The organism is Halopenitus malekzadehii (genome assembly GCF_900108505.1).
In the GTDB taxonomy this organism is placed as follows: domain Archaea; phylum Halobacteriota; class Halobacteria; order Halobacteriales; family Haloferacaceae; genus Halopenitus; species Halopenitus malekzadehii.
The window spans coordinates 814,043-826,172 of sequence record NZ_FNWU01000001.1 but is presented as its reverse complement, the minus strand read 5'-3'; the positions used below and the strand labels follow the sequence as shown (position 1 = coordinate 826,172).

The 12,130-nt window shown below is 57.8% G+C and carries 10 protein-coding genes; 6 read left to right on the top strand and 4 right to left on the bottom strand.

Annotated elements, in window-relative coordinates; genetic code table 11:
• Window positions 1-3: 3 nt before the first annotated feature.
• Entirely contained in the window at window positions 4-387 is a 384-nt protein-coding gene (locus tag BLW38_RS04095; RefSeq protein WP_092814629.1) for a hypothetical protein, read from the bottom strand.
• Between the two features lie 100 nt (window positions 388-487).
• Between BLW38_RS04095 and BLW38_RS04090 the strand changes: the two genes are divergently transcribed.
• A complete protein-coding gene (locus BLW38_RS04090; RefSeq protein ID WP_092814626.1) occupies window positions 488-685 on the top strand; it encodes a hypothetical protein in 198 nt (65 codons plus the stop codon).
• Window positions 686-933: 248 nt separating this feature from the next.
• Here the strand turns inward: BLW38_RS04090 and BLW38_RS04085 are convergent, their stop codons facing one another.
• Both BLW38_RS04085 and BLW38_RS04080 read right to left on the bottom strand, forming a co-directional pair.
• The gene (locus BLW38_RS04085) at window positions 934-1,506 is read right to left on the bottom strand and encodes a hypothetical protein (RefSeq protein ID WP_092814623.1); all 573 of its coding nucleotides are present in this window, start codon (window positions 1,504-1,506) and stop codon (window positions 934-936) included.
• A gap of 379 nt (window positions 1,507-1,885) precedes the next feature.
• On the bottom strand, window positions 1,886-4,546 hold the full coding sequence (locus BLW38_RS04080; protein WP_092814620.1) for a DUF1156 domain-containing protein: 2,661 nt from the start codon (window positions 4,544-4,546) through the stop codon (window positions 1,886-1,888).
• A gap of 122 nt (window positions 4,547-4,668) precedes the next feature.
• Here BLW38_RS04080 and BLW38_RS04075 point away from each other — a divergent pair, with 122 nt between their 5' ends.
• From BLW38_RS04075 to BLW38_RS04070, 3 genes are all read left to right on the top strand, one after another.
• Entirely contained in the window at window positions 4,669-5,139 is a 471-nt protein-coding gene (locus tag BLW38_RS04075) for a hypothetical protein (protein ID WP_092814616.1), read from the top strand.
• Between the two features lie 23 nt (window positions 5,140-5,162).
• Window positions 5,163-5,285, top strand: coding sequence for a hypothetical protein (locus BLW38_RS16655; RefSeq protein WP_281241160.1), 123 nt, complete (start codon window positions 5,163-5,165; stop codon window positions 5,283-5,285).
• A gap of 369 nt (window positions 5,286-5,654) precedes the next feature.
• Entirely contained in the window at window positions 5,655-5,849 is a 195-nt protein-coding gene (locus BLW38_RS04070) for a hypothetical protein (RefSeq protein ID WP_177167413.1), read from the top strand.
• A 3-nt stretch (window positions 5,850-5,852) separates the two neighbouring features.
• On the opposite strand, the gene BLW38_RS04065 is transcribed toward BLW38_RS04070, so the two are convergent.
• Complete coding sequence (locus BLW38_RS04065; RefSeq protein ID WP_092814613.1) at window positions 5,853-9,062, bottom strand: DUF499 domain-containing protein; 3,210 nt, start codon at window positions 9,060-9,062, stop codon at window positions 5,853-5,855.
• A gap of 145 nt (window positions 9,063-9,207) precedes the next feature.
• Between BLW38_RS04065 and BLW38_RS04060 the strand changes: the two genes are divergently transcribed.
• Window positions 9,208-10,962, top strand: coding sequence for a DEAD/DEAH box helicase (locus tag BLW38_RS04060; RefSeq protein WP_092814610.1), 1,755 nt, complete (start codon window positions 9,208-9,210; stop codon window positions 10,960-10,962).
• Window positions 10,955-12,121, top strand: a complete 1,167-nt coding sequence (locus BLW38_RS04055; RefSeq protein ID WP_092814607.1) for a hypothetical protein — start codon at window positions 10,955-10,957, stop codon at window positions 12,119-12,121. The genes BLW38_RS04060 and BLW38_RS04055 overlap by 8 nt, the downstream gene beginning before the upstream one ends.
• The last annotated feature ends 9 nt before the right edge of the window (window positions 12,122-12,130 follow it).

Below are 12,130 nucleotides of genomic sequence, written 5' to 3'. Positions count from 1 at the left end.
TCGTTAGAACGGAGCGACGAGCCAGTCTCCCTCTTCTTTTCGTTCGAGTTGTGGGCCGAATACCTGCTGCAGAGAGTGCAGCGCATCGTTATAGCGGAGGTCGTAGGTCTTCCCGCTTCGGTGGAACGACCCTTCGACGACGAACTGAACGGTCGGGCTTTGATACTCCAGGTCATTCGCTCGTCGATCCATTGCACGAGCGAGTTCGTCTGCTACGTCACCGTCCTCGAACGCGTCACCCAGTCCGACGACGCTCACCTTGTCTGGTACGTCATCGTCCTTGAGACGCTTGATGAACTCCTCGACCGGCATCTGGTGGTCGAACACGTTATACTCCCCTTCGACGATGATGTTGTATCGTCCGGGAATTTGGCCTGGTCCTGCCATTCGTTGAAGTACGTTTCTCCTCGGCTCATTAAGTAACTGTGCTGTCAGACGCACGAACTGGGGGAGAAAGTATTCAACGTGAACTGACGTTTGTAATCGTATGTCGGCAGAGCCCGAGGAACTGATTGCACTCCCGTTCATCATCGTGGTCGGCCTTGCAATCGTCGCTGCCGTCTGGATCGGCGGTAACGGCGGCGACATCAGCTGGATTTCGGACGTGGTTCAGACCCTCGCCCTACCCGCAATCGTCGTCGGTCTGCTTATCACGGCCGGTGCTGCGATCATAAACGTACTCTGACTTTCCGTAGGCACACCTGTCGGTTCACGGGAGGGAATTGGTAAAAACGGAATTTGTCGAACGTGACGTCGGCGGTACCGTCTATCTGAATCACTCGTGGGCGAGTTCCTCGTAGATCTCCTCGTGGTCTCTGAGGTCCTGCCGCCTGAGGAATCGGATGAGATACCGCCGGGCCTCCTCAGCGGACATTTCGGGAGGAGACGATCTTCGGCAGTTCATTGAGTTCTTCAGTCAATAACTGAGGGTCGCTACTCGGGAATCTGTTTTACTGCTACAGTATCAAGTCCGACTGAATCTGGATCGACACCAATGAAATTGGTTTCGTTGGTCAAGATACGTGCGGTGATAGTATCGACACCAACTTCGTTGAGAAGTCGCTTCAGTCGGAACTCCTCGGGATCGTTCGGGATCGCCTCCTGCGAGTGGTTCGGTGGATCATATGCCTCAATGAATTCTGTGAGGCGGTACGCTGTGGCGAGAATCGGCGCGTCTTTCGGTTCCATATCACAGACAGCTGCGAGTGTCCTCGTCGTCGCGTGGTTCCGAATTGCGTGTACGTCCACCCGGAACCGATTCGGATGGGGAACAACCGCAGCAGGAGTCTCGCTTAACGTGGTCAGATGCTCCCAAGCGATGTCAGCGCCCTCCTCCCCTCGGTTTCGTTCCATCACTTGATAGAATTCAGTTGCGACGTACCGAGGGAGAAACACGATACGTTCACCCTGAAGAATTTCTTCGTGAAGATCAACGGCCCACGGCTCGGCCTCGTTGGCCATATAGACCAGTAGTTGTGTATCCAGAACGTCCAGCGTAGCCTCCATCGAAAAGCGAGCTATCGAGGTGTGGCCGATTCGTACCGCTCGTCATCGTCCGACGAAGCGTCACCGAAGTCTCGACCAGTTACGACTGGATCCGGAAAATCGATTTCCCTATCGGGAAAGCGGATGAACTTCTTGGGATCCAGGTTCGCTTGAGCATAGTAGACCTCGAACGCTCGCTCCCAGTCTACGTCGAGAGCTGCACCGCGGCTGCGTGCCCGACGTGCACGCTCCGCTGTCTCATCGGATGCGGACAGATCGCGTTCGAATCGGTCGGCTAGTTCCTTACTCATACTCAAGCTCTCTACAGTACCGTGTACTTCGTCCCGGCTCAAAAACCTTCGGTCGTACCCGAATCGGAGATACTGAGCTACAACCGTTGTCAGTAGCTCGTGATATCCCGGTCTCCGAGCACCCGCGTGTACGTGTCGTCGCCGGTCACGTCGGCGAGCCGACCGGCGAGTTCGCGCAGGTCGTCATCGACGTCCCACTTCTCAACGTAGTTCTGGACCGCCTGCCCCTTCTCGTAGCGGTAGCGGAGGAACTGGAGCTTGTCGAGGTTCGAGAGGTGGTCGCCGCCGTCGCCGTTGACGCGCTCCTGGATGTACGCCTGGCGCTTCTCGTTGTCCCAGGTGCCGAGTTCGAAGCCGTCGTCCTGGTTGTACAGGCGCGTGCCCTTGAGGTCCTCCGGTGTGGCGTTCGTCCCGCGGCAGAGCTTGTTGACGTCGTCGTAGGAGACGTTCGACGTGTCGAGGAGATCGATGAACACGTCCTCGACGCCGATGTCGCTGGCCTCTTGGATGATGCCGTAAATCTCCTGGACGACATCCTTCGCGCTCATGATCTCGCCGTCGCGTTGCACCTTCCCGTGATGCTTGGAGTACTCGCGGAAACACGCGCCCATCTCCATCACGCCGATGTCGCCGCGGGAGAGGTCGCGGTTTTCTTCGAGTTGCTGGCGAGTGCGCCGGGCCGTGCGGTAGATGTCGCGGCGGAGTGACTTCCACGAAGCGGGTTCGGTGTCATCGATGGGGCGGGCGACGACGACGATGTCGAAAGAGACTGCTTCACCGGAGATGAACTTGTGGAGGTCAGCGGTAATTGGATAGGTGGCTGTGACTTCGAATCCAACGTCACAGAGCGATTCGAGAAGTTCACCCCAGGATTCGGAGTCGCTGTGGTGATAAGTAAAAGCGAGTGTGCCCTCATTTTTGAGAGCACGATGGATAACTGAAAATGATTGCTGCAATTCAGATTCGAAATCCTCAGCAGTCTTTTCTAGATAGGGATTTGTAACGATTGACTCCGCGCGAGGGGTCTTCTCTTCACTAAATCCATCGTAACTCCCCTCAAGTAGAATTTTCTGCCATACATAGTAGAAATCAGCCACCTCGGAATACATGATATTATCGTAGTATGGTGGATCTGTGATCACTGCATCATACTCATCAGTGGCCTTGATCTGCCGCATATCTCCCTGATTGACAGTAAAGTCGCCACCTATCGGCTGTGAGAATGGCTCGGTTTCTTTACTTTCTCCATTATCAACGTACCGTTCCGTAGGTGCATGGGCATAATTGACCCCCCTTTTGACAAGTTCAAATGTCTTAGTGAAACTCCCCATCCCATATTTTGTTCCCCAGAGATTACTTTCACAGGGGGTTTGTGGGGGGTCGAAGGAATTGGTTTTAAACAGGTGCTGGATTTTGTTCATCGCCGCTTGATACCCTGTATGTGAATTATTGAAATTTAGAGAGTCACTGAACGCAAGTAGTAGATACTCACGGACGTTGCGGTCCTCTACCTGAGATATACTTCGCAATAGTTTCGACAAGACTAGAAGTTGCCTATCATTGAAGAAGTCAACCCATTTTTCAAACCCATGGTCGAAAACGGGATTTCGTTCAGAAGTCATATGACCGGGTGGGATTTCCTCATCGGGCACAAAGTCTCGAAGTTCGGGGCTATCTTTCCACTCCTGTTGAGCATCTTCGAATAGTCCTATATCGACGGCTTCCGCCTTTTTATACCCCTTCTGGATGCTCCTGTCTTCGTTTGCCTCATCGCAAACCTCACAATAGTACTCAAGAGCGTAGAGACGGAGATCGTATCCGTCCTGTTCCTGAATCGCATCTGTAATCGCGTACTTTTGGCCACAATCTGGACAATTATACTTACCACCGCGTGAGACGTTCCCTTCCTTAGGAATGAACCCATGTCCACAGTCGTTACAGACACTTTCCGACTGCCAGTCGTCCACCAGTGTCACTGACCCACAGCCCGGACAGAGGACATTGTACTTGTCGTCGTTCTCGTAGCGCCCAGCAGCGACACGGTAGTCCTTGAACAGCGGAACCGTGTGCCCACAGGAGACGCAGTCCAACTCCTTCACCCAGAAGTTGTACATCACGTCCGCTTCGTGATCACCATTCGGACAAGGCGTCTTGTAGTACTGCGTGATCTCGTCGGCGACGTCCTCCTTCACCTGCTCAAAGGCTTCCTCAAGCTCTTCGACGTCCGTCTGTCCTGCTTCGAGTTCTTTCTTCGTGACGAACCACGCGACCGGGTTCAGGTCGTTGCCGACGACCTCAGCACCGAAGCGCGACGCCTCGACGAGCGACGTGCCGCCGCCCATGAACGGATCGAGGATCTTCTTGTCCTCGACACGAACGTCCTTGGGGTAGAGTTCCCAGAGGCTCTCCGGGTCGGACATATCCACGCGTTCGAGCAGCGAGGCGACGTCGAGGTCGGACTCGCCGTCGGCGTCGTCGCCATAGGACGCGAGCGTGCTCCCCTCGTGACCCGGTTCGTAGACGGAGACCGCCTCCGGATCGTCGAGCAGCGTGTACAGCGAGACCGCCCGGAAGACACAGCCCAGGCGTCGCGCCCACCACTTGTGCATCGTGTAGATGGGTCGGTAGTACATCTTTGCCCGCCCCTCCTTCTCGGCGATCTCGTTCACGCGCTCGATCGGAAATCCGCGTTCGATCGGGAGTTCGGTCCGATCGTGGCGCGACGTCGAGGACCCGGATTGTTCAGCCATAGTTCGGTATGTGCAAGGGATAACACAGGAGCTTCATAAGTGTGCGTTCTCGTCGGCTCGCCGGACAAAGAAACGAGCGTCGGGGAGTAACCGTTTAGTAACGACACGAGACGGGTCTCGATATGGATGGCGACTGGACGGATAAGCGCCGAGAAATAGCCTACACCGAGGCACGGGCAGTGATGGACGCGCAGAACGCCACCATGACCGACATCGATGACAAGGCGATGCGGACTGTCCGGCTGAACGCTGTTCTTCTGGGACTGTTGATTACTGGCCTCCAGTTCGCACCGGATCTGTTCAACACTGCTACCCTTCAAGTCGCATTTCTGTTCCTATTGGTGTCCACGATTTGTGGAATCATCACGTACAACGAATCGAATCTCTACGTTGGACCGGGAGGAGAATACATCGAAGAACTGGCTAGGGACGATTTTTCAGATCCACCGTGGGAAGTGGATCTTCTGAAGACGATGGCGGGAATGATCGCCGAGAACTACGACGACGTGCGGCGTAACTCGAAGTGGTTGACCGCCACGCAAGTCTCCCTCGTCCTCGGTATCATTGCGGCCGTCTGTGCCGCAGCTATTTAAGTGAGAACTGTGTACACGATCGTATGAGCGCTGAGAGTCGAGAAAAGGCGAAAGAGAAGGGCCAAAAAAGCGGGAAGGGGTCCGAGATCATCTCCAAAGCGGTTGCGAAGGTGACTGGCGACGACGAGAACGAAGACGACGAGTAAGTACACGTGATCCGGGCGATTCACGAGCCAGATCGCCGCCCCGGTAGGAACGTCGGCTCACGGTTCATAGTTTGACCTCATACTCGGCAGCCAGGGGCTCGAACTCCTCCCACTTCGTGTAGCGTTCCGCGATCCACTTCACTATACTTTCTGTGAGACGGTCTTATTGTAGCGGTGATTAGAGCACGTTTCTCCACAGAACCTGGCGCAGAGACTCGGTGAATGGTGTTTCGGATCCGATTTCACAGATGGTTGGATATACTATGCACCGTCTTGGCGAGCCCATATTGAACCGATATCCGGATTGGGTTCATTATGCACCCCAGATATGGGTGAAATATAGGTATTTAACGATTCGAGACAGGGGAGATGGCTGGAAACTCGGTGAACTCTATCGGAGATCTCATCGAAATATCATACAGAACCGCAAACGTTGCTGTGAGACGACTCGAAGATGATGGGGTCCTCCAAGAGGTCACCGGACAGAGCCGGAACCGCGTCTTCCGTGCAAGGGAGGTGTTCGAGATGATTCAGAAACCGGTCGACGATCTCCGGTATTGGTGACCGTTACTTCTGGAAGCTGATCTCGATCTTCAGACTCGACGCCTCGTCCGGCATTCGCTCGAAGAGGTCCTGCACCTTCGTGTAGTCCTGTTCGGACCGCAGCGTCACGCTGACCTGGGTGCGCTCGACGTCGACGGTTCCCTGCAGCGCGCTGGGAACGCCCTCCCTGTCGGGCAGCATAAACGTGACGTCGCCGTACTCGACGCTCCCCGTCTGGTGGTTGTTCCGCCACTTGCTCCGCATCGCGGCGACGTCGTCGCCGTTGTACTCGAAGCGCCACGTGTCTGCCTCCGTGTCGGCCTTCCGGAACGGGTAGCCGGGCACCCAGTCGGTGGCCTTGTCCGACCCGGTCGTGTTGACCACGTACTCCGGTTCCTCGTCCTTCCCGATGTTCTCCAGCAGGAACGTCCGCACCATGTACTCGGTGACGCTGTCGTCGAAGCGGTCGGTGACCTTGTTGACCGTGAACTGGTCACCCGGCTCCAAGTCCTCGATGTACGCCAGAATCTGGTCACCGATTCGGTCGGATACCGTCGGGACGATCTTGACGGTGGTCGGCTCGCGATCGCCGAGCGATCCGAGATACCGACCGCCGGCCTCCAGCACGTAGTCGTCGACGAGGAACTCGTTGACCGCCTCACGAGCAACCGATTCGGTCTCGTCCGGCGGCAGGAACACCGCTTCGTCCGACCGGACCGCCCCGATGATCGTCTCGAGGGTCGCGTACCCGTCGTCGTCGATGTGCGCCTCGATGCGGTCCACGAGCGCGGACGCGCCGACGACCGCCGCCCCGCCGACGTCACGGAGCGTCGCATCGGGCTGCGGCTTGTCGAGGATCTCATTCCCCTTCACGATGACGTACTGGTCCTCGCGGTTGAGACGGCCGATGGCTCGCATCACGACGTCGTGGGTGTCGCCGTCGACCCAGATCTCGCCGTCCGCGACGAGCTCCAGCTCGAAGTTGCCGATGTCGAGTGCGGTCGTCCCGCTCCCGAACCGCTGGCGCAGCTCCCGTTCGACGTCGTCGACGCCCCACACGTCGACGTCGTCCCGCCGAACGAGCACGGTGTCGAGTGAACTCCCGGAGAGGTCCTCACTGAACCCGTCCGAATCACGCGCCAGCACCGGCTTCCCGTCGAGCGCCTCCACGGTCGCGTTCAACACGTCGTTCGCGCTGCCGGGAATCGGGAGCTCCGGGTCACGGAGGAACTGTTCGTAGACGTCCTCGACCGAGATCTCCCCGCGTCGATCCAGCAGGTCCGCGGCGATCTCCCAGACGTGCGACCGGAGGTCAAACGGGTCCGCCGCCGCGGAGTCCGCAATGTTCGAGGCGTCGAGTTCCGCCTCGTCGTGGACGAAGACGTCGAGATCCATCGGCGCCGCGAGATCGAACTCGTTGAGGAGGTCGTCACCGTCGAGCACTTCCCCGTACAGGAGCTGCAGCTCCTCGCGGAGTTCGGTCTCCTCCTGCTCCTTCATACGCTGAATCGACGTGCGGATCTCGTCATCGAGTGACTCGTCCGCGAGTACCTGCCGCGCACCCTCGATGTATCGTGCCTTGTCGATGTACCGTGTGCCGGACTCGATGGCCTTGTCGCCCGAAGGTTGGACGAACACGAGCGTGTTGCGCCACTCGCGTCCGCGGCCATCGTTGGTGATGACTTTCTTCACTTCCTCCTGGCTCCACTGGCTGTCCTTTACGACGACTTTGACGTCGCGATCGTCCGGGATGTCTCGCATGTCGTTCGTCCGGAACCCGACCGGGTACGCGTTCGAGCCGAAGATATCCGTAATGAAGTCCGCGATCTCGGCCTTCGCCGACGTCTCCGACACGTCCACGGCTGCGTTCCGGATGAGCGCGTTGGGGTTCTGTCGGTCCCGGATGGCGTACTTTCCGTTCAGTTTGTGGAGGTGCCACGCGACGCCGTGCAACCGTTCGAGGTTGAGGACGACGTCGGAGACGAGATCACCCGTCTGGTAGGCACCCATCACGATCTCCGAGACCTCCGCACCCTCGCCCTCGCTCGGCTTCAGCGAGTACAGGAGAATCGTGTTCAGGATGCGACGACCGTGAGGCACGTCGTCGACGTCGATACGGCTTGTGATGTCTCCGGTGGCGGCGTTCAGTCGTTCGTAGTTGATCTTCGCCAGTTCGTCCTCGAACTCGATGGCGTCGATGTCGCCGTGTGTGATCAGGTCCGTCTGATCCTGCATCTGCAGGAGAACCTTCGAGAAGAGGTAGATCATCCCGCGGGTGTTCTGGTTGCCCTCGTCGGCGTAGTAGCGCGTCTCAAGCGCATCCAGAAGCACAGGATGGAACGGATAGAGGTCGTGCATCTCCGACAGCAAGTCGTCGGGGAGATCGACGTGCCCATCGGCTTGGTCGTATGCGTCGAAGTACCCGTTGACGATCTCGCGGGCCGCGCCCTCGTCGACGGAGTCGATCAGGCGGTGGCGCAGGACCTCGCGCTTGTCCACCTGGTTGTTCATGTTGACCTCGACCGCCTGTTCCCGATTCAGAATGTCGTGAACCTCGGACCCTTCACGGAGTACCGAGACGATAGTGTAGAGTTCGAGATCAGAGAGCGCCGTCGATTCGAGCAGCGACTGGAGGAACGCCTTGTTCGCGCTCTTGCGGTCGCCCTGTAGCGTGTCGAACCAGTCCTCCAGCTCGTCTACGAAAAATGCGACCGTGTCTTCGCCGACGGCCTCCTGAATCGTCTGCATATCGGGATAGCCACCCGACTCGAACGTTCCTGGATCGTGATCGAGCGCCTCGAAGAACGGCTCCCAGAGGTACTCGTACTGTTCGTTCTGCATCGCAACCGTGATCGGCGTCGCCGACTCCGGAAGTGCGGCGTCAAACCCTTCGACCGAATCACTCGCCCACGTCCCTGCCGCCGCAGGATCGTCGAAACAGTGGTACAGCGCCACCATCTGGTGGGACTTCCCGCTGCCGTACGGCCCGTAGAGGATGTGCGTCCCGCGTGGATCGTCGCCAGTTAACGAATCACGGAGGATCGAGAGGGCCTCTCGAAGGCCCTGCGTCATCAGCGTCCGCTCGAAGAAGAGTTCCGCGTCAGATTCGAATTCGTCGTCGTCGTCGACGTTGTAGAGTTTTACCTGCCCGTCGATCTGCCCCTCCTCCCGAAGCTCGCGGCTGAGGGTCACCGTGTCTTCGAGGGTGTTCGATAAGGATCCTGACTGTGCCATCTTGATACTTAAACACACCTCAGTGGCACCCAATAAACACTATGGTCCCGTTGAACTCAGCCCGAGGCGCAACAACAGTACTGCGTACCGATCCACGATTGTCGGTCACAAAACGTATTTCACGCACACCTGTTTCTACGAACGTATGAGCGGATACGACCTCGTGGATGTCGAGGTCACACACGAATCTGCTGACGATCTTCTCGATTCGCTGTCTGAGAACGACACCGAGGGAGACCATTTACAGAGTATCCAGGCTGTCCGTCTCCAGGCTGGCCAACCGGATTCCGAGCTTCGGTCACTGAAAGAACTGGACGAAAACGCCGTCAAGTTACTTGAACATCAGGTGGATGCAGCCTATCGCGCCCTCTTCGAGATGGACGGGAAGGCCCTCCTCGCAGACGAGGTCGGGCTCGGGAAGACCATAGAGGTCGGAATGATCCTCAAGGAGATGCACTTCCGTGAAACGGACGAATCCGTCCTCATCCTCACTCCCGCACAGTTGGCCAAACAGTGGCAGGCTGAACTCCGAGAGAAGTTCGGACTCGAGTTCGTCTGCAACTACGACGACGGATTCGAGGACTTCGACGCCCACGACTACATCATTGCGAGCATCGACACTGCAAAGAGCGAGCGACACCGCCGGACGGTTCTCGACCGCGATTGGGACGTTCTGGTACTCGACGAGGCACACTACGTCAAGAACGAAGCGACGGACCGCTATGACCTGATCGACCGGCTCTCCTACAACTACGCGTTCTTCCTGACGGCGACGCCGATACAGAACGAGCTGACGGACCTGTACAACGTCGTCTCGCTGCTCCGGCCCGGACTGTTCGGTACACGCGACGTCTTCCACCAGTACTTCGTGAACGGCGACCAGGAGACGCTCGTCAACCGAGACGAGCTCCAGGATCGGTTGAACGAGGTGATGATCCGGAACCGACGGGAAGACACGGACATCGACTTCACGGAGCGGACGATCGACACACGGACGTTCGATCCGACACCGAAGGAACGCGAACTCTACCAAGCGGTTTCGGACTACGTCAAGGGAGCCTACAGCCAGGACCAGGGTCAGAAGCTCGTGTTGATGCTCCTCCAGAAGGAGGTCGTCAGTAGCCCGGTCGCACTCAAGGAGACGATCGAGAAACGACTCGACGAACGGTCGGCGCTCACCCACGCGGACGACCTGGAGACCATCCTGGATCTGATCGACGAGATCGAGACGGTGACCAAACAGGAGCGACTCTTGGACATCGTCGAAGAGGCCCGCGACACCGTCGAGATGGGGAGGGTCATCGTCTTCACGCAGTTCCGAGCAACTCAACGGCAGATTCTCGATAGACTCGCTGCGGAGGGCTACACGGTACACGCGTTCCACGGCGGGCACTCGAGCAGCGAGAAGGAGCAGATCGTCGAAGACTTCGAAGCCGAGGGGGGAATCCTCGTTTCAACCGACGCGATGAGCGAAGGCCGGAATTTGCAGTTTTGTAATATGTTGGTCAATCTGGACTTGCCCTGGAACCCGATGCGCGTCGAACAGCGCATCGGTCGGATACATCGAATCGGGCAGAAACGAGACGTCTTCGTCTTCAACATGGCGTTGAAGGACACGATCGAAGAGTACGTACTGGAACGGTTGTACCACAAGATCGATCTGTTCCAGCAGAGCGTTGGAGAACTGAGCTCGATCCTGAGTCGCTTGGAGGAATCGGGAACGAGCTTCGAAGACCACATCTTCGAGCGGCTCGTGAACGCTGATTCCGACGTCGATCTCGAGAACGACTTCGACGCGATGGCCGTCGATCTACAGGAGCAACGCGAACTCGCTGACAAGCTGGAGGAGTTCAACAGCGGCGTTTTCGAAGGCTTCGATCTGGGAGCAAGCGATGACTGATGCGGCACTCGCGGTGACACAGTCCGCAGTCGAGGCAGTTACTGAACGCTACATCGAGTCGCTCGGTGGTGCCGTCGAGAAACGGGAGACGCGGTGGGAGGTCACGATCCCCGACGACGCGGACACGGAATTGCCAGCCGGGAGCCTCTCCGTGCGCTGTGGGAACGACCTCGAAGCCGATGCCGCTGGAGCGTCCCTTCATCCGGAGAGTGAGTTCTTTCAACGGCTACTCGGAGATGCGAGTGAACGTTGTCCCACCGGAAAACTGTCGATGGCAACCGATCAAGCCGAAGTGGCGGTTCCACAGTGGCTGCACGGAAACGACGTCGAAGTGAGACGCGCCCGATTCACGCCGTATTACGATCGATCGGCGGTCGTCGTGCTCTTCACGGTGAGTGTCGAGACCGTTAGCGAGTATCAACGTGAGTTCCTTCGAGCCTGTGCCATCGATCGCCGCTCGGAGAACCGTCTCCCGGCGCTGGAAGCGGCATTCCTCCGAACCACGTCGGTGACGACGGAGACGACGGAGAGGACGTCTCGATCGTCACTAACGGAATCCGAGGCACGCTCACTGCTTGATACGGCCCGGGATCAGCTACTGGAGACGGTTCAGACCGAGATCGACGACGTCCACAGGAAGGCATCCAGCGCTGCGGACGCAGAACTCGAAGAGTACCGCCGATTGCAACAACAGCGTATCCGGGAGCTGGAAACGGAACGCTCGAAGCTGTCGTCGAAGGTCGATGAACTGAGTGAGACGATCAACGACGGTGATCAAAAGAGCCACGTAGAGGCGCTACAGGAGCGAAAGGAGGTCAACACGGAAACCGAGAGGGTCACTTCCGAATTACGTGATCTACGCGAACGGCGAGACCACGGATTCCCACACAAACAGGGGGAGATTCGTGATCGACATGCACTGGATGTCCGGGTGAACCCGCTCACGATAACGGAGGTGGAATACGAACGGGGGGAGCTCGACGTCGAATTGACCCACGACGGAGTGACCCGGACGGTCACCGTCGGATACGGAAGCGGTATCGGAATCACCGACGACAGACGGTGCTCGTCGTGTGACCGGGTATTCTCCGCGGAGAACCCGGTAACGACCATCAAAAACTCGCTTCGGTGTCGAAGGTGTACCTCCTCCACCGGGTAAGCGGAACGG